Genomic DNA, 23,511 nt, shown 5'->3' with positions numbered 1-23,511 from the left:
ATCTATTTCCATACAAGAAGGGGTGAGTGCAGGTCATGAATAAAGTAATGACTTCACTACAGCGTCTGGGCAAGGCCCTCATGGGCGCTGTGGCCGTCCTGCCAGTGGCGGCAATTCTCATGGGTATCGGTTATTGGATCGATCCCACCGGATGGGGCGCTGATAACGCCTTCGCCTCCATCCTCATCTCCTCCGGTAGTGCCATTCTGGACAACCTGGGCCTGATCTTCGCCATCGCCATTGCTTTTGGCTTGACCAAGGACTCCAATGGTGCTGCGGCGCTCTCCGGTTTCATCGGCTTCGCCACGCTTACGAAGCTGCTGGGTGAAAGCGCCGTGGCCGGCTACCGTGGCATCGGCGATCCCGAGGAACTCACCGGCCAGGCCGCCCGCGACTGGGCTGCTGAGGGCTGGTCCGCCGTGGGCAACAATAACGTGCTCTTCGGCATCGTCATCGGTGTGCTCGCCGCCTGGGTGTACAACCGATTCAGCGGGGTCAAGCTGCCCGACTTCCTGGCCTTCTTCTCTGGCCGTCGCCTGGTGCCGATCCTCACCTCCTTCTTCTCGATCATTCTCTCCGGCATCTTCTACTTCGTGTGGCCGGTGATCTACGGAGTGCTCTTCAACTTCGGTACCTGGATTCAGGGCCTCGGCGCCGGCGGCGCGGGTGTGTACGGCTTCTTCAACCGTCTGCTCATCCCCACCGGTCTGCACCACGCACTGAACTCCATCTTCTGGTTCGATGTGATCGGCATTAATGACATCGGCAAGTTCCAGGGTGGCGCATCCACCATCGCGGACGCTTCTGCAGCCACCGACGCCGCCACCTGCCCCGGTATCTGGGACGGCAGCACCTGTGAGGTCGTGGGCGTGATCGGTCAATACCAGGCCGGCTTCTTCCCGATCATGATGTTCGGTCTGCCCGGTGCCGCACTGGCCATCTACCTGCGCGCCGAGAGCAAGCGCCGCAAGGTTGTCGGCTCGCTGATGCTGGCCGGCGCTCTGGCCGCCTTCTTCACCGGTGTGACCGAGCCGCTCGAGTTCTCCTTCATGTTCGTCGCCCCGGTGCTCTACGTGGTGCACGCCCTGCTCACCGGTATCTCCCTGGCGATTGCCGCTACCTTCCACTGGACCGCAGGCTTCGGCTTCTCCGCCGGTTTCGTGGACATGGTGCTCTCTGCCCGCAACCCGCTGGCCAACCAGTGGTGGATGCTGCTGCTACTCGGCGTGGTCTACTTCGCCCTGTACTTCGTGATCTTCTACTTCCTCATCGGCGCCTTCAACATGTCCACCCCGGGCCGCGGTAAGGACGCCGAGGTAGACAACGACGACGATGAGGACGCCGGCGATGATGACACCCGCGCCACCGCCGCGAAGATCATCACCGCCCTCGGCGGCGCCGAGAACATCGACTCCCTCGATTACTGCGCCACCCGCCTGCGCGTGGTGGTCAAGGACGGCAGCAAGTTCGATGAGCCCAAGCTGCCGCAGAACAAGGTGCTCGGTGTGATCAAGCCCTCCAAGAACTCGGTGCAGATCATCATCGGCCCCCAGGTGCAATTCGTCTACGACGAAGTGGTGCGCCAAACCCCGAGCAGCGTCAGCGCCACCGGGGAAGCTGAGGAATAACCTATCCATGCCACCTGCCCAGCAGGTCATGGAATGAGTGAGGCCGCGGTGTGTGCCGCGGCCTCACCACGGGATTAGACTCGCTCGTGGCGTGCGGGGCCTCGTTCCCGCACAAGACGAGTAGAAGATTATAAGGAGAAACAATGTTCGGATTCGGCAAGAAAACCAAGGTCCACGCTCCCTGCGAGGGTGAGGTATGCGCCATGTCCGAGGTCGATGACCCCGTATTCGCTGATGGCATGATGGGCCAAGGTTTCGCGCTCAAGCCTGCCGGCGGCGTGCTCGAGGTGACCGCGCCTATCGACGGCACCCTCGTGACGGTCTTTCCCACCGGCCACGCCTTCGCCCTCAAAAGCGATAAGGGCCTCGAAGTGCTCGTGCACGTGGGCATTGACACCGTGAGTATGAAAGGCCGTGGCTTCGAGCGCCTCGTGGAAAAGGGGCAGAGCGTAAGCCAAGGAACCCCGATCGTGCGGGTGGACTTCAGCGAGATCGAGAAGGAAGGCTTCTCCACGATCATTCCCGTGGTGTTCACCAATAAGAAGCAAGTCAAGGACGCAGAGATTCACACGGCACAGGCCGTCACCCCGGCCGATGTGGCCTGCGAGGTGTCCATGAACTAGGGCATGGTCCCCGCGCACTTGCGCCACCTCCAGTGGAGGATGGGGCCGGACGTCGCCTGCGCACTGCAGCAGCGGCGCCCGGCCCCTTTTCTTTAATGAACCGTCTGACATTGACAGCGCGGCGACATACGGACAGCCCCATCCATTTAGGGGTAATCCTCTCAGGTTCTGTGGGCAATTCGGGCGAAATGGCTCATAACAACCGTCTTGAGAACTACTCTAAGTAGGGTAAGCATTTCCTTTCGCAGAAAATGCTTCACGGAAGCTGCCTTGCGTCGCCCCCGACCCCATTGACATGGGGAAATGCGGGGTCGGACATCACCGCACAGAGCCCATGAGGTGTTGGCGAGCGGCTTCACACCCGTTTTTCTTCACTCACACATGGAAAGCTGGTACCGCTGTGTCTACCCCAGTTACTCACGAGTCGAGCGCCCACGCACCGGCAGCCGACGCTGAGGCTCCCCCCGCCTCAGCATGGCGCCGCCAGGCCTTCGGCCTCATTTTGGGCGTCGTGCTTGCGCTGATCGTTTATTATCTCTTCCCGGAATCCGCGGCCGACACCGTGAACAAGGCCTATCCGGATGCCGAGCAGCCCTATACCTACCAAGCGCTGCGCACCACCGCCGCTGGTGCCGTACTCATGGGCGCATGGTGGATGACGGAAGCCATCCCGCTGGCCGCCACCGCCTTGGTTCCTCTCGCGCTATTCCCCTTGGCGCAGCTGGTGGACTTTGGTGATGTCTCCGGCCAGTACGGCAACCCCACCATCTTCCTGTTTATGGGTGGATTTATCCTGGCGCTCGGCATGCAGCGCTGGAACCTGCACCGGCGTCTGGCACTCAGCGTCGTGCTTATGGTGGGCACCAAGCCCAAGCAGCTCATCGCCGGCTTCATGATCGCCACCGGCTTCCTCTCCATGTGGGTGTCCAATACCGCCACCGCCGTGGTGATGTTGCCCATCGGCGTGTCCGTGCTGGCGCTCACCGCTGACCAAGTCGGCGGCCAAGACAAGCAGAAGAAGTTCGCCACGGCGCTGATGCTCGCCATCGCCTACTCGGCCTCGATTGGTTCCTTGGGCACCATCATCGGCACCCCGCCGAATGCCCTGCTGGTCGGCTACATGTCCGATAACCACGACGTGCACATCGGCTTCGGGCAGTGGATGATGGTCGGCGTGCCGCTGGCCGCCGTGTTCCTGGCCATCGCCTGGTTCGTGCTCATCAGCGTGTTCAAGCCGGAGATTAAGGAGATCCCCGGCGGGCGTGAGCTGATCCGTAATGAGATCAAAGCCATGGGCCCGATGTGCCGCGGCGAAAAGTATGTGGGCCTGATCTTCCTCATCACCGCCCTGTCCTGGATCTTCATCCCCATCATCATCCGTATCAGCGGCTCCGCGCTTAATATTGCCGACGCCGCCATCGGCATGACCGCAGCGCTTCTGCTGTTCATCGTTCCCGCCAATGCCAAAACCGGCGTGCGCCTCATCGACTGGGAGACCGCCAAGGAACTCCCCTGGGATGTGCTGCTGCTCTTCGGTGGTGGCCTCGCGCTGTCCAAGATGTTCTCCGTCTCCGGACTCTCGCTGTGGATTGGTGAGCTCGCCCGCGGCCTTGATGTGCTGCCCACCGTCCTGTTCATCTTCGTCATTGCCGCTGTGGTGCTCGTCCTCACCGAGTTCACCTCGAACACCGCTACCGCTGCGGCCTTCCTGCCCATCCTGGGCGGTGTGGCCGTGGGTATCGGCCTCACCAGCCTCGGCGGCGAAGAGAACGTCCTGCTGCTCACCATCCCGGTGGCACTGGCCGCCACCTGTGCCTTCATGCTGCCGGTGGCGACCCCACCGAACGCTATCGCCTTCGGTTCCGGCTATGTGCGCATCGGCGAGATGGTCAAGGGCGGTATCGGGCTGAACATTATTGGTCTCTTCCTCATCACCGCCACCGTGTATCTCCTCGCGGTGCCCGTGTTCAACCTTGTGCTGCCCTAGCTAGCTGCTTCGGGCAACGCGCCTAGCAGCCAGAAAGAAACCGGCAAAAAGCCTCATGAGCAGGCAACTTGCCGGTTTCTTTGCTGGGGGTGTAATGTATTTTCTCGTTGCACAGCACCGAGAGAAATCTCAGTGACGTGGACTGCGCCCGTAGCTCAACGGATAGAGCATCTGACTACGGATCAGAAGGTTAGGGGTTCGAATCCCTTCGGGCGCACCAACGGAAACCCAGTTCATCCACCTGATGGACTGGGTTTTCTGGCGTTTCAGGGCGAGGGGCGTGCGGGCCCACAGCGCGCTGCGGGCCCGCCGTGGCCGCTAATCCTCGCTCGGCAGTGGTGCGGGGGCCTCGAGCAGCTCGATGCGGGCACCGAGGTTTTCGGCATGAATGAGCTGCTGCACCCAGGCGGCGCTACCCGGCTGGACGCGCAGCACCGGGCGGGAACTAATCTGCGTGGAGTTATTCGGGGTGGAATTACTCCGCGCCTCAAAGCGGACGCGGGAGCGATACCCGAAATCCACCAGCTCGCCAATATTCGGCGCGGAGGTTGTGAGATGCGTGCGGGCGTCGTTAAGCAACTCCAGCGCCTCATCCAAGGCGGTGAGTACTGCCTTGTGGTTGGTCTCGCACATGGCGCGCACTAGCGAGGGCGCCGAGCTGGCCACACGGGTGCCATCGCGGAAGGAACCAGCGGCCAACGATAGGGCGAGCGGGCCGCCATTATCGCCGACCACGGCGAGGGCCTCGGCGAGCAGGTGGGGCACATGCGAGATGCGTGCCACCGCGGAATCGTGGTGATCGCTGCGGGCCGGGATGACCTCCGCCCCCACCTTGCTGGCCATGCGCACGCAATCCACCCACAGCCGCAGCCAATCCTCATCCACAGCCTCGGGATGCTCTGCTGCGTAGTCGAAGGTAATCACCCACGCTGCCCCCTTGAAGAGGTCATCGAGGGCGGCCGACCAGCCGGAATCGGCGGTCCCAGCCATGGGGTGCCCGCCCACATAGCGGCCCTCCATGCCGCGGGCGCGCACCTCGGCGAGCACCGCCGATTTCACACTCACCACATCGGTGATGCCGCAGGACGGGGCGTAGCTAGCGATGGCATCGAGCATGGTGCCGATCGCCGGCATCGGCACTGCCAACACAATCAAGGCGCCTTCCTGTTCCGCGCGCTCAAGAGTGGGCTCGAGCTGCGAGGAGACGTCATAACCCTCATCTTGGGCCGTAGACACGGCGGAGGGAGAGCGGTTAAAGCCAAAGCAGGCGTGGCCGGCGCGGTGCAGATCGCGCAGCAAGGAGCCGCCGATCAGCCCGAGCCCGAGGATACAGACGGGGCGAGAAATGTTATGGGGGATCATCCGACAAGTGTGGCACAAAACGACTACGGTTACGTGGTATGAGTGCCGATCGCGTCGACTTTTCTGTGGTGGTTACCCTCAACAACGGCCAATGGCAGGTGCAGCGCTACAAAGATGACTTTGAAAGCCTAGACACCTCCATCGCCGCCGTGCGCAGCCTCCGCGCGGAAGGCCCAGCCTTCGCCCTGCTGTGCAGCGAGGACGATTATTTCATTATCGTCCGGCCCACTCCTTCGCGAGTATTCGCCCTGCTCTCCGATGCCACCTACGCCCTCGACGATGACCTCGCCGAGGATGTGCTCAATGAGCTCGGCATCGACCTGCCGGATCTGGATGAGGACGAGCTCGATGACGTCGACCCGTGGGCTGAAGGCGATTTCACCATTTTGGAGGATGTCGGCCTGTCCGAGCAGGTGATGGACGTGATCCTCGACGATGATGAGCTCTGGCCCTCCGAGGCAGTGATGAAGATCGCCGAAGAGCTCGGTTTCGAGGAACAACTCGCCGATGCCACCGGCCTCGAGCTCTCCTAAGGGCGCGCTGCCCGAGCCGCAGTACCTTGAGCAGGCTCGCGCGCTCATGCGCCGCGCTCTTGAGGTGGCAGCGGATACACCTGCCGGGGATGTCCCCGTGGGTGCGGTGATTGTGGACCCGCTGGGCCGCGAGGTGGCGCGGGCAACGAATCGTCGAGAAGCCGATGCCGATCCCACCGCCCACGCCGAGGTGCTCGCTATCCGCGCCGCCGTCCAGCAGCTCGGCGATGGCTGGCGGCTCGAGGACTGCACCCTCGTCGTCACTCTCGAGCCCTGCGCCATGTGCGCCGGCGCGGCCATCGGCGCCAGGGTGGGGCGCATTATCTTCGGGGCCTATGAACCCAAAACCGGGGCCTGCGGATCCGTCTATGACATCCCTTTAGATCCGCTCACCGTGCACCATCCGGAGCTTATTGGCGGCGTCTTGCGAGAAGAATGCGAGGGGCTTATGCAGGGATTTTTCCGTAACCTACGCAATGGTGGGTAACAATTGGGTCTCAAAAGCAACCCGACGTGGCGCGAGAGGGATTTCACACCTATTGTCGGTGATTGATAAACGTTCACCAACGGAAGGAGACTCTATGTCTGATTTTGAAAACGCAAAGGACGACCTCGTAGGAAAGGCCAAGGAAGGCTTCGGCGAGGCTACCGGTAACGACGACGTCAAGAACGAGGGCAAGGCCGATCAGGTCAAGTCCGAGGTCAAGGACAAGGTTGAGGAAGCCGGCGAGGCCATCAAGGACAAGGCCAACGAGGTTTTCGGTAAGTTCAAGAACTAAAAAGATCGCACCGGCGCCACTGTTTCAGTAGCGCCATGATGATCAGCTAGATCCGCTGCGCGCGGCCACTGCACAACGGTGCTGCGCCAGCGGATTTGGTGTATCTACGCACCCGCCCGTAACCTATTACGCGGTGGCGTGTCCGAGCGGCCGAAGGTGCTCGCCTCGAAAGCGAGTGTAGGGTAATCCCCTACCGAGGGTTCAAATCCCTCCGCCACCGCGCGATGAAGCTCCCGAGAGATCCTGTGCAGGATAGCTCGGGAGCTTTTCTCTATCTCCACCCATTCTCTGGCAGTGGGCTCAGATCGGGGTGGAGAGTGGGGTTATGCCAGCTCATATGGGGTAGGGCCGCTCGGCTGCTGGAGGTGATCGGCGGCAGCTGGGAGGGCAGCGTGGATCGCTACATGCCCGTGTGTGGGTGATATTGGCCCCACCCGGCTCTAACTGGTTATAAACACTATCCCCACGGGCTATATCCAGGTAGGCTAAAAGGTGACATTAAGCCACGTGATTGGGAAGGCGATACACGATGAGCAAAGAGCAAATTATTGTTGCTGCCGTAGATGGCTCGGAGGCCTCCAAGACCGCCGTGCGCTGGGCTGCTAACACCGCTATGAAGCGCGGCGAGCCTCTTCGTTTGGCCGCAAGCTATGCCATGCCCCAGTTCCTCTATGCAGAGGGCATGGTGCCGCCGCAGGAGCTTTTCGACGACCTGCAAAAGGAAACCCTCGAAAAGATTGAAGAAGCCCGCGCGATCGCGCACGAGGTAGCACCCGATATCAAGATCGGGCACACCATCGCTGAGGGATCGCCCATTGACATGCTGCTGGAGATGTCCAAGGACGTCACCATGATCGTCATGGGTTCCCGCGGCCTGGGTGGGCTGTCCGGCATGGTCATGGGTTCGGTCTCTGCCGCAGTGGTCAGTCACTCCTATAACCCAGTCGTGGTGGTCCGCGAGGACAGCCAGGTGCTGGATTCCACCAAGTACGGCCCCGTGGTCGTCGGTGTGGATGGCTCGGGAGTCTCGGAAAAGGCCACCGCCTACGCTTTCGCCGAGGCGGATGCCCGCGGCGCTGAGCTGAACGCAGTGCACACCTGGATGGATATGCAGGTGCAAACCTCCCTCGCTGGACTCGCCGCTGCCCAGCAGCAGTGGGCGAGCGTGGAGCGGGAGCAGGCAGAAATGCTGGATGAGCGTCTGGCTCCCTTCATTGAGCGCTACCCGAACGTGAAGGTGAACAAGATCGTCACCCGCGATCGTCCGGTACGCGCCCTGGTGGATGCCGCCGAAGGCGCCCAGCTGCTCGTGGTGGGCTCTCACGGTCGCGGTGGCTTCAAGGGCATGCTGCTCGGCTCCACCTCGCGGGCCCTGCTGCAGTCCGCCCCGTGCCCGATGATGGTGGTCCGCCCAGACTCCGATCCTGATTAAAGCCAAACCTAATATTAAGGTTTGGACACGATTTGAGTGCGGAATGTCCTGTGGCTAGCTTTTAGAGTTTTTGCTCTGTAAAACAGGTAGGAGCACCATACAGCTAATGTATGACTAAAAGTTATTGATGCCCGCACACGGCGGGCATCACAAAGAAAGGACATAACATGCTCGGACTTGGATTCTTTGGTTGGATCATTATCGGCGGCCTCGCAGGCTGGATTGCCTCTAAGATCATGGGCACCGATGCTCAGATGGGCATTGGCATGAACATCCTCGTCGGCGTGGCCGGCGGCCTCATCGGTGGCCTGATCCTCGGCCTCGCCCTGGACGTTGAGTCCGGCGGCTGGTGGTTCAGCTTCTTCACCTGCTTGCTGGGCGCTGTGCTCCTCCTGTGGGTTGTGGGCAAGATCAAGAAGAACTAGTTGATCCCGCTCACAGCCTCCCTCCAGAGGATGTGACAGCGAGATCATACTCAAAGCCGTCGGGGCGAACTCGGCGGCTTTTCTCATGCGCCAAGCGCTGAAGATACACCCCAGCACATGTGCCCATAGCTGGGCAGATTCGCGCTCTCGTCGATTCGCTACCACGGCCCGCCGCAAACACGATATGCTGCTAGGAGAGACATAAAACAGACCGGTGCGTCTATATCGCGCAGGGGTGGCGCTCAGCGCACTAGAACCTCTCGTGTGGCACACAGTAAGGAAGGGTGAGCGGAAAAAGCGATGGCAGCAGCAAAGGGTGCAGGAACCAAGAAGCCTGGTCGGGCGCGGCGCAAGAATCGCCCGAGCCCACGGGAGCGGCTCCTCGCCAGCGCCACCGCGCTGTTCACTACCGAGGGTATCCGCGTCATCGGTATTGATCGCGTGCTCCGCGAAGCCGATGTGGCCAAGGCAAGTCTTTATTCCCTATTCGGCTCTAAAGACGCCCTCGTGATCGCTTATCTCGAGGCCCTGGACCAGGACTGGCGGAATGATTGGGAAGAGCGCGTCGCCGATTACGAGGACCCCGAGAAGAAAATCCTCGCCTTCTTCACCAAAGCCATCGAGGATGAGCCAGAAAAAGACTTCCGCGGCTCCCACTTTCAAAATGCCGCCAGCGAGTATCCCCGCCCCGAAAACGAATCCGAGCAGGGCATCATCAACGCCGCTTTAACCCATCGGGCATGGATGCATGAAACCATGACTGCGCTATTGACCGAGAAAAACGGCTACCCCAGCGAGTCCTTGGCTAATCAATTGCTCATCTTCCTCGACGGCGGCCTCGCCGGGGCGAAGCTCACCCACGATATTGCGCCGCTGCTCACCGCCCGCGACCTAGCGAAGCAATTGCTCGGCGCACCGCCCGCCGACTACGCCATTTAGCGCTTATCGACGCCTAGCTCTGCCGCGGTCGCCGCGGCTTATTCACATCAGCCATACGGTGCCGTCCGTGATGGGGCTTCAGGTGCCGCATCACGCGCTGCTTGGGGCCGGTGGCCGTATCCTTCCGTCGTAGCACATGCGAGGAGGGCTCTGTGCGCCGCGTGGGGCGCTGCGCCGGCTGCGGCGCCGGGGTGCTGGTGTTCCGCTTCTGCTGCGCCTGCTGCTGTTCCTGCGGCAGCGACTGCCGTGGTGGCTGCGCCGGCCGCGCCGGCTGCGGTGCTGCGGACTCTGTAGACGTGCCCGCTGCGCGGGTGATCTCCGCCATGGCGGGTACCGTGCGCGGGGCGTGCCGGCGCGTGCTGGCAGTGGGCGCGCCCATTGTCTCCTCGTCGAGCCGCAGCGTGATCATCCGGGGCTTCGGCTTCTGGGTGTCCGCCGGCTTCTGCTCCTGCTGCTCCTGCTTCTGCTGTTCGGCATCTGGGGCGGGTGCCGGCTGCGGTAGCGGCTCGCCGCGCTTGAGGGCCCGCTTATGTTCTTTTTTCGCGGTGCGCAGCGCCTTGGAGGCCTGCTTGGCTTGGGCCTTGGCTTTGGCTACCGCCTCGTCATAGGCTTTGCCCCGCTCTTCGATCATGGCGATCTCTTTGCGCAGCTGCTCCCGCTTGGATTGGCCGGCGGTGATGCACTGCAGGCGGCGTCGTCGCACGCCCCATTTCCGCTGCCGGAAAAAGGCTTTCTTCTTGCGATAGTTCTCGCGCCCCTGGTCGCGGTGGGCGATGAACTCCTCGCTCAGCGGGTAGCGGTAGTGCATGATCGCCATGGTGGTCATGGACTGGGTGAGCGTCCACAGGTTGTTGCCAAACCAGTAGATGGCGATGGCCACGGGGAAGGGGCCGAGCAGGCCGAAGTAGATGGGGAAGATGGCCGCCATAAACATGAAGGGCAGCATGAACTTCTGCATCTTCACCGCGCTCGGGGAGTTGAAGTCCAAGGTGAAGTAGTTGCGGATCGAGGCGGTGACCATGTTGATCGTGGTGAACACGGAGGCGCAGATCACCAGCGGCAGCACGAAGCGAAACACCTGGTCGTGGCTGGTGTTGAGCAGGTCAAACTGCTCATCAGACATAGCTACGTAGGAGGCGATGGGCACATCGCGGATGCGCACCTGCAAAAAGCTCGCCATCTCCTCGGAGCTGAGCATGCCGATAGGCGGGTGGTGGGCGGATTCGATGCCATCGGAGGGCCGTGCCATGCGCAGCATGAGCCGGTAGAGGCCAATGAATACGGGGATCTGGATGAGCGCCGGCACGCAACCGGCCGTAGCCGAGTACTGATTCTCCTTGTAGAGCTGCTTGCGTTTGCGCTTCTGCTCTTTGAGTTTGACGGGATCGGTCACCAGCCCGTATTCCTTGCGCAGCGCCGCGAGCTGGGGGCGCAGCTTATAGGACATGCGGCTGTTCTTCTGCTGTTTCCAGAAGAAGGGGAAGATGGAGAGTCGGACGGTGATAATCAGGCCGAAGATGGTGAATAGCCAGGCGCGGGATTCGTTCAACCCGAGCCCATCATGAAGCAGGATATGCCAGAGCTTCATTACCCCAGAGACGGGGAATACGAGAGCATCAACCATCGAATTCTCCTACTGATAATAAGTATAAAATCTCCCTCATAACTCTATAGGTTTCGTGGCCTGTTCCCACCCCTGGGCTGCAGCTGCGGCCGGTGAGTTGTCTGAAAACACATCCCATGTCTGCTGCTCAGCCGGCCTCGAGCGGGCAGGGCGCGCGGTGTGAATAGTGCTCTCCTTGACACACTGTCTTAAAATGTTCATCTATGAGCGCCCCTGTCCCTGAATCTGGAAGGCCGGTGCAGGCTCCCCGCCGGCCCCGCCCTGGTTGTCACCGTGCCCCGAGGTCTCATGGCCCCGGTGTCGTACAGATCCTTGGTGAGCTGCTACTGACCATCGGTGTCCTCATCCTGCTCTTCGCCTACTACGAGGCCTATTGGACGAATCTCGAGGCGGGCAAGAAGCAGGCTGCCGCTAATGAAGAGCTGGATCACCAGTGGTCGAATCCGCGGCAGAAGAAAGTGCCCGAGCTGGGCGATGCCTTCGCACGCATGTATGTGCCGAGTTTCGGCTCGGACTATCACTTCGCCATTCTGGAGGGCACCGACGATCACACGCTGCTCTCGGGGCCTGGCCGCTATACCGAGACCGAGATGCCCGGTGAGGCCGGTAACTTCGCCATCGCGGGCCACCGCGTGGGCAAGGGCGCGCCCTTTAATGATCTCGGCAAGCTCAATACCTGTGATGCCGTGGTGGTGGAGACCCAGGACACCTGGGAGGTCTATCGGGTGCTGCCGATGGGTGACGGTGATCAGCGCACCGACTGTTTCACCCCGGAGCAGCGCCAGCGCATCGTCTCGGGCGACTATCACTCGGTCTATGGCCGCACTATCACCACCCCGACGAACGTCTCCGTTCTGGAGACCATCCCCGGGGTGACGGATGATGATCCGGACGCCCTCAACGCCGAGGCGCTGATGACCATGACCACCTGCCACCCGCAATTTTCTAATGCGGAGCGCATGATTATTCACGCCATGCAGGTGGCCCACTACGATAAACAGGGCGGATTCACCCCGCCGGAGCTGGAGGAACGCTAAATGTATGGATGGATCTGGCGCTTGCTACCCGGCCCATGGCCGGTGAAGCTCATTTTGCTCATCGCGCTTCTCGTCGGCGTGTTCTTCCTTTTGATGGACCTGGTGTTCCCGATGATCTCGCCGCTGCTGCCCTATAACGACGTAGCCGTCTAGGCCCTAGAGCCCGAGGTTGGAGATAACACTCTCCGCGATCGACTCGGGCTTGATGGTTTGTTCCTGATCGCTGAACACCACCACGCTGGTCGTGCCCTTCGCTACCGCGTACACCGAGTAGCCCTCTATCCCCGACGCGCCGAGGCTGCCGCGCCCGCCCTGAAAACCGGCGGGCTGCTCGGCTGGCTCGGTGACATCCACTGGCGCCGCCCAATCCACCACCTGGCGCGCGATGGCCTCATTTTCGTTATGGCGCACACTCACTAGCACCTGCGGCTTATCCCCATAGGACCAAAAAACGCAGGCAGGGGGATCAAAACGAGTATCCACGCCCTGATCAAGCACGCGCTGGCCATTGGTATTGGCCACAAATTGCGTATCCAGATAGGGGCATTGCTCACCTGTGCCCCGAGCCACCTCGGGGAGGGTGTCCACTGCTAGCGCGGGCTGCACATCGCTTGTCGACGCCTCCTCGCTGCTGGCTTCCGCCCCGTCGCTTGCTGGGTCTGGGGAGGGGGAGGAATCGGTACATCCTGCCAGACCAAGGGCCACAACGGTGCCGAAAATAAAGGGGAGCTGGCGGAGGTGGCGAATAGTCACGAGGTCCATCCTTCGACTAGGGAGTGCGAATAAAAAAACTCAGCCCTCCACATTACTGGGATCAGTACGGTGAGGGGGCTGAGTTGGGCTCAGAGAGGGCGATCTACCTAAAACTCTACTTGGCGTGGGCCTCATAGTAGGCGTCGTAGACCTCTTGGGGGATTTTTCCACGAGCGGCGACCTTATAACCATTGTCTTGTGCCCACTTGCGGATCTCGCGGGACTGGTTATTCCGCCCTGTCGCAGCGGCGGCCTTGCGGCGGCCACGACCTGCGGTGCTCACGGCGCGGCCGGCAGTCATGTACGGCTGCAGGTCCTGGCGGAACTTGGCGGCGTTTTCTGCCGACAAATCCAGCACATACTCGCGACCCTCGACGGCGAAGTGGACGATATGGACGGCGTCCTCTTCCAGCGGGGTCTGATCGAGATCATCAAAATACTGGGTGACTTCTCTACGGGCCATGATGTTTCTACCTCTCCTCAAACGATTCTTCGTTTGCTGTGTTTGTTGTAGCTGTGTGCGGCGAGCTATGTATAGGGCATATCTGACGCCGCGTGCTACCTATTGACAATAATACAAGAAGAATTATCTTTTGCAATTAATTTTAGACTAGAAAGCACTTCACGTATATATTTTATATGAGAACGCTATCCATAATTACTGAGCGAAACCTAAAGGCCCTAGAATTGTCCTAGCGAAAAAAATCGCCCACGCTGGCAAATCCCCAGTAAGAGGGGCCCAGCGTGGGCTATGTACGGTGGCGGCGAGTGCCGCGAGACGGGCTTAAGACTTCAGCTTGGAATTGACCTCGTGCATGATCTGGTCGAGATCGCGATTAATGGAGGCATGGGAGCGACGGCGCTGCTCGACGGTCATAAATTCCGCGTTATCCACGGCGGCGTCCAGCTCCTTCAGGCGATCCTCGACATCCATCACAAAACCATGGGGCAACGAGGACTTCTCCACGTTGGCGCTGATTCCTGCGATACGGGCCTTAACGGCTGCGCCGTGGCCATTGAATTGGGCCAGCTGCTCCGGCGCGACTCCGAGCTTGCGGGAGCGCTGCTGAATACGCTGCTCCTTCGCCCAAGTGATACCGCGATAGACGAGCGGCAAGAGAAGCGGCGCCAAGGTGCGGGCGAAACCGGCATAACGCTGCGCGTTCTTTTTATTGAACTTGCCGGCCTTGAGCTTATCCAGCTCCTGCTGGGCGCGCTTACGCTCGTGCTTGCGCTTGTTCTTCATGCCCTTACGATCCGCCTTGAGCAGGTTCTTTTCCTGCTTAGCGAGGAGCTTATCGCGCTTGTACTCCAGCTTCGCGGCCTCCTTGGCTTCCTTCTTGGCGCGCGCCTTAGCAGCCTTGATTTCGGCCTTGGACTTTAAGCGTGCCTTTCGGATTGTGCGGAACAAACCCATGCTGCACTCCTTGTTGCATTGAGCCCCACAGGTGTGGGGCGTTGTCTTCTGCCGGTTGAGAATACCGTGTCTCTTTATTCTGCGCCCAAGTCTACAGTGTGGTTTCTCAGATTCCTCGAACGGTGCGGGCGGCAGGTGGGCGCGGATACACCCTCCGCTACGGATCGCTGACAATACTGCGACTCTAGGCGCCACGCTCTGCGTCGATGAACTGGCGATTCACAAAAGTAGGGGTTCCGGCCTTGGGGAAGCGGGCCTCTATACAACCACCGTGGGCGGCTAGGAGCCCACGCGCTTGGCCCCGCTACTGCCTGCGGCGCTACAGCGCATAACGTTCTGCCTCCACTCTGAGCTCGGTGGTGTCCATGCTGGATGCCGGTGTGGGTGTTGCGGCAGCGGTGAGCGCGAAGAGGCCGCACAAGAGCGCCAGCACGGCGATTCCCGCCGTGATCTGGTGTACCGGGGTGTGGGTGCGTGGGGCGGGGCCCTCGCGGGTGCCGGCCAGCACGGCCCGTTGGGCGCGCCGGGAGCTCAACAGCAGCGGCAAAAAGGCCGCGAGCGAGCCGGTGGCCACGATCGAAACCGCCAGCTTCAACCAGCTAGAGCCCAGCGGCAGCAGCCAGATCAGCAGGCCGCCATTGAGCAGGGTCCAGCGCAAGAGCCCTGCGGTCTGGAGGCGATATAGACCAGCGCGGACCGCGCCCGGGCCGCCGCCCAGCATGCTGGGGAGCAGGAAGGAAAGGGTGCCGATCAGCAACTGGGCGGCGAAGCCCACGAGGAGCGCTAGGACGGGCAGCTCGGGGGCCTGGCCGCGCAGCAAGGTGGCGCTGAGAAGAGCAGTGGAGCCGATGAGCCAGAGGGGAGCGGTGGCCAATGCCAGAGAGGAGAAGGTGATGCGATCGCGCGGGGTGGCAAGCACTGCGCGCATCACGGGAATCCAGCTGAGCCAGCGCCCCAGCCAGCCGAGGGTGTAGAGGGCTAGGCCGACGCCGACGAGCGGCAGTAGCTGCAGGCGCAGCCCGCAGAGGGCAACGAGGATGCCACCGCCGAGAACACCAGCGATAGGTCCATCGAAACGAAAAGAGCCCTGGGCGCGCCAGATGGTGGGGAAAAGCAGCGCGGCCGCGCCGGCCGCGGTCAGCCCGACGAAGCCAAAGATATTGGTGATCACGTGCCCGAGGATCGCGGTGGAGTCCGTTTTGGCGCTGAGCGTGCTGAACTGCGCGAGCGCGGTATCGAGCACGTCATAGGCAAAGACGCCCTGGGCCGCCACAAAGAGCCAGAGGGAAGGGCCAAAGCGCTGCGGGCGGCGGGTGCTGCGGCGCAGCAGGATGAGGTGGAGGGCATTAGCCAGCACGCTGAGGGCGACGATCAGGGCCCCAAGGCTTAAGACGGGGGCGTCCCAGTCCAGCGCTGGGGTGAGCAGCTGGCCGAGTAGCACGCCCACGATGCCGAGGTTCAGGCCGCCGATAATCCACAACCGAGTACGGAAGGTGGCCGGTGTGGGGCGCAGGTGCAGCAGCTGGTCGCTGAGCTGGCAGGACCAGATGAGAATGGAGTTGCTCAGCACCCCCAGGGTGAAGGTGTGGGTGAGCACCCACTGGTGATGCGGGATGATGGGGTGCGCCACGGAGATCAAGACAAGCGCGATCAGCCACACCGTGGCGGGCAGTGCCCGCTGCCGGCCGCGGCGGCTGCGGGTATCGGCGCGGGTCGACGGAGTGGGCAGGGGGAGCGCACCAGCATTCATAGCCACGAGTGTATCCGTGGAAAATGGGGCCTCCAATTGGGGAGGGGCGGCTGGCTAGGAGCGTCGTGAAGCGACAAAGAGCGCCGCGCCAATGCCGAGGGTGAGTGTGCTCATCGCGGCCAAGCCGAGGATCAGCCCGGTCCAGTTGGTGGCGTCGAAAAGCAACCCTGATAGCCAGCCGAACACGGAGGATCCCAAGTAGTAGCAGGCCACGTAGGTGCTCGAGGCCTCCGCGCGGTTCTCGACGGCGGTGTGGCCTACCCACGCCGAGGCCGTGGAGTGGACGACGAAGAAGGCGGCGGTAAATACCAGGATCGCCGCGATGAGCACGCCCAATTGCGGGGCGAGGCAGACGAGCAGCGCGATCAGAGACGCGCCAGCACCGCACACCAGGGTGATGCCGGAGCCATATTTACTGCTCCACACCCCGGCGCGGGCCGAGGACCAGGTGCCCGCCAAGTAGAGGAGGAAGACCACGCCGACCAGTGCCTCGCTGAGGCCGAAATCGTTGATGAGGACGAAGCCCACATAGTTATAGAGCGAGACAAATACGCCCATGGCCAGCCCGGCGATGAGAAAGAGCCCGGCAAGCCGCGGGTTTTTCCAATGTCCGACCATGGCCTGCAGCTCGCCGCGGAAGCGCAGCTTCTTTGGTTGGAAACGCCGCTGCGGCGGCAGGGCGATGATCGCAATAATCGCGCAGATACCGGCGAAGAGCAGATTGGCCCCGAGCGCCCAGCGCCACGTGGACAGTTCCAGGACTCCGGCGGGAATGAGGCGGCCCGAGAGTCCGCCGAGAGAGGTGCCGGCGATATAGACGCCAATCGCCTTCGCGAGCGCGTCGGGGGCGAGTTCCTCCGAGAGCAGCGCCATGGCCACTGCGGGCACGCCGGCGATCATCGCCCCTTGGATGCCGCGGCCGATAATCAGCCAGGTGGCCGTCGGGGAGAAGGGGAGGAGCAGTCCGATGAGGATGCTGGCGATCAGCGAGATCGTCATGATCCGCCCGCGCCCAAAGCGCTCCGAGAGGATCGAGGCTGGGACGACGCATAGCGCCAGCGCGCCGGTGGTCGCGGAGACGGTGAGCGCGCTGATCGTCGGAGTGATCTCGAAGGCGGTGGTCAGTCGCGGCAGCATCGCCTGTGTGCAGTAGAGCGTGTTGAAGGCCGCGAGACCCGCCGCGAGGGTCGCGCCCAAGACGCGGCGATAGTCGGGGTCGGTGCGCTCGAGGCCAGGCGGCAGCGTGGCGGCGGGGCGGCTCGGGGGTGTGACGGACATGCACACCATGGTGCGCTCACAGCGATGATTAGTAAAATGTAGAAAAAAGAGAAGTTCCATGCATTTTCGGTATATAGCCGCGGGGAGGGCATATGAGCTCTGTGAGCATCGAGGACTTGCGGGTATTTGTGGCTATCGCCCGCAATCAACACATCACCGCCACCGCCGATGAACTCGGCATGGCCCAGCCCACCGTGACGCGCGTGCTCCAGCGCGTCGAACGCGAGGTGGGCGCCGAACTCTTCGAGCGCCGCGGCCGCACCCTCGTGATCAATACCCGCGGCGAGACGCTGCGCCGCGCCGCAGAGAGCATCATTGCCCGCTTCGACGCCACCCAGCTGGATATTTCACGGCTGCTCGATCCCGAACATGGCACCATCCGCCTCGACTTCATGCATTCGCTGGGTACGTGGATGGTGCCGGATCTCATCCGCGATTATCGCCGCGCCCACCCAGGGGTGCACTTCGCCCTGCACCAGGGGCCCGCCTCGGGGCTGATCGAGCGGGTGCACGCAGATGAGGCCGATCTGGCCTTGGTGGGGCCGCAGCCCCGCGGTGTCGCCGCCGACGCCCTGCACTGGCGTCAGCTCTACCGGCAGCCCCTAGCGGTGGCCTGCCCCATCGGCCATCGCTTGGCCGCGCCTGGTTCGGCGCCGATCAGCATGGAGGAAGTGGACGGTCAGCCCTTTATCGCCACCAAGGTGGGCTATGGCACCCGGCAATTGCTCGATGATCTCGTGGCCGCCTCCGGTATCACCGCGCCGGTGGCCTTCGACTCCATGGAGCTGTCCACCGTCGCTGGGCTGGTGAGCGCGGGACTGGGGGTGGCGCTGCTGCCGATGAACGATCCTTATCTGACCGGCGGGACAGCCCAACAGGGATTCGTGCTGCGCCCGCTGCGCCCTGCCTGCTACCGCGAGCTCGGCCTCGTGTGGCGCGCCACGGGGGATCTCACCCCCGCGGCGGAGCAGTTTCGACGCTGGGTGCTGGAGAAGATTCCGCCCGCTGGCCAGCCCGAGGAGGCCACCGCCGCGGCGGGATGTGAGATTTCACCCGAATAACGGGCCCTTCATTGGCCCTTAGACAGGGCGGGCGTAGCATAAGTAGCCACTGTATGTCCTCTACCGTCTTCAGAAAGGGCGGCTGATTCCCCATGACGACTGTTGCAGTAGTTGGCGCCACCGGCCAGGTCGGTCGCGTGATGCGCACCCTGCTCGAAGAGCGCAACTTCCCGCTCGACGCTATCCGCTTCTTCGCCTCCAAGCGCTCCGCCGGCACCACCCTCACCTACGACGGTAAGGACGTGGAGGTCGAGGACCTCGCCGAGGCCACCGTGGAATCGCTGCAGGGTATCGACATCGCCTTGTTCTCTGCGGGCGGCTCCACCTCCAAGCAGTACGCCCCGCTCTTCGCCGAGGCCGGTGCCACCGTGGTGGATAACTCCTCCGCATGGCGCAAGGACGAGGAGGTGCCGCTGATCGTCTCCGAGGTGAACCCGGAGGCCAAGAACGAGGTGCCCAAGGGCATCATCGCCAACCCGAACTGCACCACCATGGCCGCGATGCCGGTGCTCAAGCCGCTGCACGACAAGGCCGGGCTGAAGGTGCTGCACGTCTCCTCCTACCAGGCTGTGTCCGGCTCCGGCTTGGCCGGGGTGCAGGCACTGGCCGAGCAAACTCGAGCAGTGGAGGCCTCCGCCGAGCAGCTCGCCCTCGACGGCTCCGTGCTCAACCCCACCGATCTCGGCCCCTATGTGGCCCCGATCGCCTTCAACGCCGTGCCGCTGGCCGGCAACATGGTCGACGATGGCTCCCTCGAAACCGATGAGGAGCAGAAGCTACGCAACGAGTCCCGCAAGATCCTCGGTATCCCCGAGCTGCGCGTCTCCGGCACCTGCGTGCGCATCCCCGTCTTTACCGGCCACACCCTGACCATCCACGCCCAGTTTGAGAACTCTCTCAGCGTGGAGGAGGCCAAGCAGCTGCTGGCCGATGCCCCCGGTGTGGAGCTGGTAGACGTGCCCACCCCGCTGGCCGCCGCCGGCACCGACCCCTCGCTGGTGGGTCGCATCCGCCAGGACCAGACCGTGGACGATAACAAGGGCCTGATCCTCGTGGTCTCCGGCGATAACCTGCGCAAGGGCGCGGCACTGAATACCATCCAGATCGCCGAACTGTTGGTCTAAACACCCACAGAGCCGCGCATAGCTCAGCCACCGACTCGCCACTAGGGCAGTCGGTGGCTGTGGTGTATCAGCGGGTAGGAAAGCTGGGCTAGCTCACCTTCACCGTCATGCCGATGGCGGCCCAATCCTCCGGCCCCACCGAATGCCCCGCCGAGTCCGGCCCCAGCAGCGCCGGCTCCACGCACACAAAGCGCTTCCAATCGCCCTGTTGCAGATCCCCGATATTCTCATCGGCGGCCGCGCCCGGATTCCACACCACCACGTGATCAGTGCCCTGGGAGGTGATGGTCAGCGTGCGCGCACCATCGCTGATGGTGAAGGGGGAATACTGCTCGGTGGCGACGCGCTCGTCCGTGGCGGTGCCGTCGAAAAGCCAGCGGCGCTCCGCGCCTGCGACCTCCGTTCCGGTGACATCATCGACCAAAAAATAGGGGTGAAATGCCAGCTGGATGAGGCGGCGATACTCCGTGAGATTATGCGCTCGCAGCATCAGTGCGAAACCCTGCTCGGTGTGCTGCGCGGAAAAACGTAGATCCCAGCCATCGTGGGTACAGCGGGCATCGATGCCGCCGGTGGTGTCCTGCACCTCCCACGGAATGCGCCGCGCCCAGCCGTGCTGCAGCTCATCGTGGCCCAGATCCTTCGAAAACCACGGCGCGATCACCGGAACCCCGCCCCGAATCGAACTATTCTCGCTGAAATCCGCCAGCTCGGACATGAACAGCAGTTCCCCGCTGGAGTGACGCGCGGACTCAAGATGGCCGCGCCCGGCCGGCATGGACAGACTCGTCTGAAGGCTCATAACCCCTCAGTTTAGCCCCCATCCCAGCATGGCCGATGCGTATCGACGCCCACTGCCGCTGCGGCGTCAGGGCCGCCCACACCGAGCACTCGGCGACTAGCCACACAGCGGGGGAGAGAAGAAGGTGAACGGGTACACTTCCGTACCGTGGCTCTCTATCGCAAGTACCGTCCCGCGTCCTTCGCAGAAGTTGTCGGCCAAGAGCACGTCACCCAACCGCTATCGGTGGCGCTCGACTCTGGCCGCATTAACCATGCCTATTTGTTCTCGGGGCCGCGGGGCTGCGGTAAAACCTCCTCCGCGCGCATCATGGCGCGCTCCTTAAACTGCGTAAACGGCCCCACCTCCACTCCCTGCGGGGTGTGCCCTTCCTGCGTGTCCCTGGCCCCGGGTGGGCCCGGCAACCTCGACGTCACCGAACTCGACGCCGCCAGCCACCGCGGCGTAGACGATATGCGCGAGCTGCGCGATCGCGCCTACTACGCACCGGCGGAGTCCCGCTATCGGGTGTTCATCATCGATGAGGCGCACATGATCACCACCGAGGGCTCCAATGCGCTGCTGAAAATCGTGGAGGAGCCGCCAGAGCACCTCATTTTCATCTTCGCCACCACCGAGCCGGAAAAGGTGATCAGCACCATCCGCTCGCGTACCCACCACTATCCTTTCCGCCTGCTCACCCCCATGGCGATGCGCGGGCTGCTGGAACGCACCGTGGCGGCCGAGAACGCCCAGGTAGATGACGCCGTGTACCCGCTGGTGATCCGCTCGGGCGGCGGCTCCCCGCGCGACTCGCTGTCCATCCTGGACCAGCTGCTCGCCGGCGCCGGGCCCGAAGGACTGAGCTATGAACAGGCCGTGCTGCTGCTCGGAGTGACCAATGATTCGCTTCTCGACGCCGCCGTGGAGGCCCTCGCCAACGAAGATTATTCCGCCATGTTTGCCACCGTCGACGACGTGATCGAAGGTGGCTTCGAGCCCCGCCAATTCGCCCTCGACCTGCTCAACCGCCTGCGCGATCTCATGGTGGTGCGCACCGTGCACGACGCCATGAACCACGGGCTGGTCGATGTGCCCACCGGGCGCGAAGAAGTGCTGGCCGAGCAGGCCGAACGCTTCAGCCCGGAACAGCTGGCCCGCATGGCCGCGCTGACCAACGAGGGGCTCAGCGATATGCGCGGCGCCACCTCCGCCCGGCTGCTGTTGGAGGTCATGTGCGCCAAGCTCATGCTGCCCGCCGCCACCGCAGGAAGCGCCGGAACTGCCCTCGGCACCGCCGGCGGGGCCACAACTGCGGCCGCGCCGCGGGGCGGCCAGAGCGAGGGCGAGGAGAAAAAGCCATCCCGCCGCTTTGAGCGGAAATCCGTGCGCGAGCAGCGGGAGCAGCGCGAACGCGAACAGCGCGAACAACGGGAACGTGAGCAGCGGGAGCAGCGCGAACGCGAGCAGAAAGAACAACAAGAACATCAAGAGCAGCGCAACGCTGCTCCCGCCGCGGCCCCGCAGCAGCCCGAGTCCACGCCTGCGGCGCCTGCTGCGCCGGAGCCCGCCGCTGAGCCCACTGCCGCGCCGGAGCGGGAGGAGCGCCGCGAGGAGGCGTCGACAAGCGCTGCGGAGACACAGCACAGCATTGCCCAGCAGTGGCCGGAGATTCGCAGCGCGATCTTCAACGCCAATGCGCGTACGGGCGTGATGATCGCTGAGGCGCAGGTACTGGAAGAGACCCCAGAGGCGCTGCAGCTCGGCCACCACACGGGGGCGCTGGCGGCGCGGCTCTCCGCACCCGAGCACGCCGAGGTGATCGCCCGCGCGGTCGAGCAGGTCACAGGCATGAAGGTGACGGTCAGCTGCGTGATCGGAACGCGCGCGCCGGCCCCTGCGGCCACGCCCACCGAGTCCGAGGACAGCGACGCAGAGGACGAGGAGCCGGCCCGCCCCGCCCGACGGGCACCCGGCGGCTGGGTGGCCCCGCAGCTACCTCCCGAACCCGGCACCTCCGCCCCAGTTCGCGAACCGGAACCGGAAAAGAAGAAGGAGGCTCCGCCGCGGCGCCGCTGGCAGGAAAGGGCAGCCCGCGGCAACCCCCATGCCCGGCCTGGGCAGCAACCCCCGCCACCCGAGCCGGAGGAGCCGAGCGACTATAGCGGTCGCGACCCCTACGCGGGCATGGCGGATTCGGTGCCGCTGCCCCCAGAGCCCGAGCCGGAGGATGCGGCCCCCGAAGCGGCCGCCCCGCCGCGCCCGCCTGCGCCCACCCCGCCCCAGCCGGTGGAGGAAAGCCCAGAGGATGTGGAAGAGTCCTTCGCCCGCGAGGCCGCGGAGGGTGAGGGCAGCGCCGATAGGCGTGACCAGCGCACTGTGGCGATCGAGCTATTGCAGGAGCAGCTGGGAGCGAAGCTGGTATAAAACGTCTACACTCGTTGGGGCGATAAAGATACCCCCTAAGAAAGGCAACAACCATGACTCAGCCCGATATGCAGCAGATTCTCGCCCAGGCCCAGCAGATGCAGGAGCAGCTGCAGCAGGCCCAGCAGGAAATTATGGCCACCGAGGTCGTTGGCGAGGCCGGCAATGGTTTGGTCAAGGCCACCATGAACGGTGCCGGCCACATCACCGGCGTCGAGATCGATCCCAAGGTTGTCGATCCGGAGGATGTTGAGACCCTGCAGGATCTCGTGCTCGGTGCCCTCGAGGACGCGCACAAGCGCATCTCCGATGTAGCCGAGGAGAAGATGGGCCCGCTGCAAAACGCTGGCTTCGGTGGCGACCTGGACGGCATGCTCGGCTAAAACCTGACCGAGACGTCTGGTCACATTCAGCGCCCCGCCCCGTGCGGGGTGTTTGTGTGTACACTCCCAGCAGCGATAGCGGCCTGTGGCGGTTACGCCACACCGATGAGCACCCCACCCCACTACCGAGGTCGACCCGCGCACTGGCGGGAATAGACCGGCACACGA

The 23,511-nt window shown here is 63.1% G+C and carries 23 protein-coding genes and 2 tRNA genes; 17 read left to right on the top strand and 8 right to left on the bottom strand.

Features of this window, described 5'->3' with window-relative positions:
* Positions 1-35: 35 nt before the first annotated feature.
* The 4 genes from nagE (at position 36) to KR227_RS07395 (ending at position 4,458) form a co-directional block, all read left to right on the top strand.
* The gene (gene nagE, locus KR227_RS07410; protein ID WP_218364722.1) at positions 36-1,628 is read left to right on the top strand and encodes an N-acetylglucosamine-specific PTS transporter subunit IIBC; all 1,593 of its coding nucleotides are present in this window, start codon (positions 36-38) and stop codon (positions 1,626-1,628) included.
* 143 nt (positions 1,629-1,771) lie between these two features.
* Entirely contained in the window at positions 1,772-2,251 is a 480-nt protein-coding gene (locus KR227_RS07405; protein WP_218364721.1) for a PTS glucose transporter subunit IIA, read from the top strand.
* A gap of 400 nt (positions 2,252-2,651) precedes the next feature.
* Entirely contained in the window at positions 2,652-4,238 is a 1,587-nt protein-coding gene (locus tag KR227_RS07400) for a DASS family sodium-coupled anion symporter (protein WP_218364720.1), read from the top strand.
* 144 nt (positions 4,239-4,382) lie between these two features.
* A tRNA-Arg gene (locus tag KR227_RS07395) sits at positions 4,383-4,458 on the top strand.
* A gap of 98 nt (positions 4,459-4,556) precedes the next feature.
* Here KR227_RS07395 and KR227_RS07390 read toward each other — a convergent pair.
* On the bottom strand, positions 4,557-5,600 hold the full coding sequence (locus KR227_RS07390) for a prephenate dehydrogenase (RefSeq protein ID WP_218364718.1): 1,044 nt from the start codon (positions 5,598-5,600) through the stop codon (positions 4,557-4,559).
* Between the two features lie 38 nt (positions 5,601-5,638).
* On the opposite strand from KR227_RS07390, the gene KR227_RS07385 reads away from it, so the two are divergent.
* The 7 genes from KR227_RS07385 to KR227_RS07355 all read left to right on the top strand — a co-directional run bounded on the left by KR227_RS07385 (position 5,639) and on the right by KR227_RS07355 (position 9,708).
* Positions 5,639-6,133 (top strand): tRNA adenosine deaminase-associated protein, encoded by a 495-nt coding sequence (locus tag KR227_RS07385; protein WP_151530396.1) that lies wholly within the window; start codon positions 5,639-5,641, stop codon positions 6,131-6,133.
* Positions 6,108-6,620 (top strand): nucleoside deaminase, encoded by a 513-nt coding sequence (locus KR227_RS07380; protein WP_218364717.1) that lies wholly within the window; start codon positions 6,108-6,110, stop codon positions 6,618-6,620. The genes KR227_RS07385 and KR227_RS07380 overlap by 26 nt, the downstream gene beginning before the upstream one ends.
* Before the next feature lie 94 nt (positions 6,621-6,714).
* Positions 6,715-6,912 carry a CsbD family protein gene (locus KR227_RS07375; protein WP_151530398.1) on the top strand — a complete coding sequence of 66 codons (198 nt, stop codon included), beginning with the start codon at positions 6,715-6,717 and terminating at the stop codon, positions 6,910-6,912.
* 132 nt (positions 6,913-7,044) lie between these two features.
* Positions 7,045-7,132 (top strand) — tRNA-Ser (locus KR227_RS07370).
* 309 nt (positions 7,133-7,441) lie between these two features.
* Positions 7,442-8,344: a universal stress protein gene (locus KR227_RS07365; RefSeq protein WP_151550317.1), complete on the top strand. Its 903-nt coding sequence runs from the start codon at positions 7,442-7,444 to the stop codon at positions 8,342-8,344.
* Positions 8,345-8,511: 167 nt separating this feature from the next.
* On the top strand, positions 8,512-8,769 hold the full coding sequence (locus KR227_RS07360; RefSeq protein WP_151550316.1) for a GlsB/YeaQ/YmgE family stress response membrane protein: 258 nt from the start codon (positions 8,512-8,514) through the stop codon (positions 8,767-8,769).
* A gap of 300 nt (positions 8,770-9,069) precedes the next feature.
* Positions 9,070-9,708, top strand: a complete 639-nt coding sequence (locus tag KR227_RS07355; protein WP_151530402.1) for a TetR/AcrR family transcriptional regulator — start codon at positions 9,070-9,072, stop codon at positions 9,706-9,708.
* A gap of 13 nt (positions 9,709-9,721) precedes the next feature.
* On the opposite strand, the gene yidC is transcribed toward KR227_RS07355, so the two are convergent.
* Entirely contained in the window at positions 9,722-11,332 is a 1,611-nt protein-coding gene (gene yidC / locus KR227_RS07350) for a membrane protein insertase YidC (RefSeq protein ID WP_218364715.1), read from the bottom strand.
* A gap of 203 nt (positions 11,333-11,535) precedes the next feature.
* Between yidC and KR227_RS07345 the strand changes: the two genes are divergently transcribed.
* Together KR227_RS07345 and KR227_RS07340 are read left to right on the top strand one after the other, a co-directional pair.
* Positions 11,536-12,369, top strand: a complete 834-nt coding sequence (locus tag KR227_RS07345) for a class E sortase (protein WP_218364713.1) — start codon at positions 11,536-11,538, stop codon at positions 12,367-12,369.
* Positions 12,370-12,522, top strand: a complete 153-nt coding sequence (locus KR227_RS07340) for a hypothetical protein (RefSeq protein ID WP_218364711.1) — start codon at positions 12,370-12,372, stop codon at positions 12,520-12,522.
* A 3-nt stretch (positions 12,523-12,525) separates the two neighbouring features.
* Here the strand turns inward: KR227_RS07340 and KR227_RS07335 are convergent, their stop codons facing one another.
* The 5 genes from KR227_RS07335 to KR227_RS07315 form a co-directional block, all read right to left on the bottom strand.
* Positions 12,526-13,122 carry a DUF2020 domain-containing protein gene (locus KR227_RS07335; protein ID WP_370625201.1) on the bottom strand — a complete coding sequence of 199 codons (597 nt, stop codon included), beginning with the start codon at positions 13,120-13,122 and terminating at the stop codon, positions 12,526-12,528.
* 115 nt (positions 13,123-13,237) lie between these two features.
* A complete protein-coding gene (locus KR227_RS07330) occupies positions 13,238-13,585 on the bottom strand; it encodes an Lsr2 family protein (RefSeq protein WP_218364707.1) in 348 nt (115 codons plus the stop codon).
* Between the two features lie 321 nt (positions 13,586-13,906).
* Entirely contained in the window at positions 13,907-14,539 is a 633-nt protein-coding gene (locus tag KR227_RS07325) for a DUF6474 family protein (RefSeq protein ID WP_218364705.1), read from the bottom strand.
* Positions 14,540-14,858: 319 nt separating this feature from the next.
* A complete protein-coding gene (locus KR227_RS07320) occupies positions 14,859-16,289 on the bottom strand; it encodes a hypothetical protein (protein ID WP_218364703.1) in 1,431 nt (476 codons plus the stop codon).
* Between the two features lie 54 nt (positions 16,290-16,343).
* Positions 16,344-17,567, bottom strand: coding sequence for an MFS transporter (locus KR227_RS07315; RefSeq protein WP_255549190.1), 1,224 nt, complete (start codon positions 17,565-17,567; stop codon positions 16,344-16,346).
* Between the two features lie 92 nt (positions 17,568-17,659).
* On the opposite strand from KR227_RS07315, the gene KR227_RS07310 reads away from it, so the two are divergent.
* Both KR227_RS07310 and KR227_RS07305 read left to right on the top strand, forming a co-directional pair.
* Positions 17,660-18,628 carry a LysR family transcriptional regulator gene (locus KR227_RS07310; protein WP_218364699.1) on the top strand — a complete coding sequence of 323 codons (969 nt, stop codon included), beginning with the start codon at positions 17,660-17,662 and terminating at the stop codon, positions 18,626-18,628.
* Positions 18,629-18,720: 92 nt separating this feature from the next.
* Positions 18,721-19,752 (top strand): aspartate-semialdehyde dehydrogenase, encoded by a 1,032-nt coding sequence (locus tag KR227_RS07305; RefSeq protein WP_218364698.1) that lies wholly within the window; start codon positions 18,721-18,723, stop codon positions 19,750-19,752.
* Positions 19,753-19,840: 88 nt separating this feature from the next.
* Here the strand turns inward: KR227_RS07305 and KR227_RS07300 are convergent, their stop codons facing one another.
* Positions 19,841-20,554 carry an aldose epimerase gene (locus KR227_RS07300; protein ID WP_255549189.1) on the bottom strand — a complete coding sequence of 238 codons (714 nt, stop codon included), beginning with the start codon at positions 20,552-20,554 and terminating at the stop codon, positions 19,841-19,843.
* A 147-nt stretch (positions 20,555-20,701) separates the two neighbouring features.
* Here KR227_RS07300 and KR227_RS07295 point away from each other — a divergent pair, with 147 nt between their 5' ends.
* Both KR227_RS07295 and KR227_RS07290 read left to right on the top strand, forming a co-directional pair.
* On the top strand, positions 20,702-22,960 hold the full coding sequence (locus KR227_RS07295) for a DNA polymerase III subunit gamma and tau (RefSeq protein ID WP_218364697.1): 2,259 nt from the start codon (positions 20,702-20,704) through the stop codon (positions 22,958-22,960).
* Positions 22,961-23,013: 53 nt separating this feature from the next.
* Complete coding sequence (locus tag KR227_RS07290) at positions 23,014-23,343, top strand: YbaB/EbfC family nucleoid-associated protein (protein WP_218364696.1); 330 nt, start codon at positions 23,014-23,016, stop codon at positions 23,341-23,343.
* The last annotated feature ends 168 nt before the right edge of the window (positions 23,344-23,511 follow it).

Origin of the sequence: Corynebacterium sp. TAE3-ERU30 (genome assembly GCF_019209925.1) — a bacterium.
GTDB lineage: Bacteria > Actinomycetota > Actinomycetes > Mycobacteriales > Mycobacteriaceae > Corynebacterium > Corynebacterium megadyptis.
The sequence above is the reverse complement of the archived record's forward strand: the minus strand, read 5'-3'. Positions and strand labels throughout refer to the sequence as shown.

Coding starts and splice junctions, on each gene's coding strand:
- nagE (WP_218364722.1), top strand. CDS start 36: ATGAATAAAGTAATGACTTCACTACAGCGTCTGGGCAAGGCCCTCATG.
- KR227_RS07405 (WP_218364721.1), top strand. CDS start 1,772: ATGTTCGGATTCGGCAAGAAAACCAAGGTCCACGCTCCCTGCGAGGGT.
- KR227_RS07390 (WP_218364718.1), bottom strand. CDS start 5,600: ATGATCCCCCATAACATTTCTCGCCCCGTCTGTATCCTCGGGCTCGGG.
- KR227_RS07385 (WP_151530396.1), top strand. CDS start 5,639: ATGAGTGCCGATCGCGTCGACTTTTCTGTGGTGGTTACCCTCAACAAC.
- KR227_RS07380 (WP_218364717.1), top strand. CDS start 6,108: ATGCCACCGGCCTCGAGCTCTCCTAAGGGCGCGCTGCCCGAGCCGCAG.
- KR227_RS07375 (WP_151530398.1), top strand. CDS start 6,715: ATGTCTGATTTTGAAAACGCAAAGGACGACCTCGTAGGAAAGGCCAAG.
- KR227_RS07365 (WP_151550317.1), top strand. CDS start 7,442: ATGAGCAAAGAGCAAATTATTGTTGCTGCCGTAGATGGCTCGGAGGCC.
- KR227_RS07360 (WP_151550316.1), top strand. CDS start 8,512: ATGCTCGGACTTGGATTCTTTGGTTGGATCATTATCGGCGGCCTCGCA.
- KR227_RS07355 (WP_151530402.1), top strand. CDS start 9,070: ATGGCAGCAGCAAAGGGTGCAGGAACCAAGAAGCCTGGTCGGGCGCGG.
- yidC (WP_218364715.1), bottom strand. CDS start 11,332: ATGGTTGATGCTCTCGTATTCCCCGTCTCTGGGGTAATGAAGCTCTGG.
- KR227_RS07345 (WP_218364713.1), top strand. CDS start 11,536: ATGAGCGCCCCTGTCCCTGAATCTGGAAGGCCGGTGCAGGCTCCCCGC.
- KR227_RS07340 (WP_218364711.1), top strand. CDS start 12,370: ATGTATGGATGGATCTGGCGCTTGCTACCCGGCCCATGGCCGGTGAAG.
- KR227_RS07330 (WP_218364707.1), bottom strand. CDS start 13,585: ATGGCCCGTAGAGAAGTCACCCAGTATTTTGATGATCTCGATCAGACC.
- KR227_RS07325 (WP_218364705.1), bottom strand. CDS start 14,539: ATGGGTTTGTTCCGCACAATCCGAAAGGCACGCTTAAAGTCCAAGGCC.
- KR227_RS07320 (WP_218364703.1), bottom strand. CDS start 16,289: ATGAATGCTGGTGCGCTCCCCCTGCCCACTCCGTCGACCCGCGCCGAT.
- KR227_RS07315 (WP_255549190.1), bottom strand. CDS start 17,567: ATGTCCGTCACACCCCCGAGCCGCCCCGCCGCCACGCTGCCGCCTGGC.
- KR227_RS07310 (WP_218364699.1), top strand. CDS start 17,660: ATGAGCTCTGTGAGCATCGAGGACTTGCGGGTATTTGTGGCTATCGCC.
- KR227_RS07305 (WP_218364698.1), top strand. CDS start 18,721: ATGACGACTGTTGCAGTAGTTGGCGCCACCGGCCAGGTCGGTCGCGTG.
- KR227_RS07300 (WP_255549189.1), bottom strand. CDS start 20,554: ATGAGCCTTCAGACGAGTCTGTCCATGCCGGCCGGGCGCGGCCATCTT.
- KR227_RS07290 (WP_218364696.1), top strand. CDS start 23,014: ATGACTCAGCCCGATATGCAGCAGATTCTCGCCCAGGCCCAGCAGATG.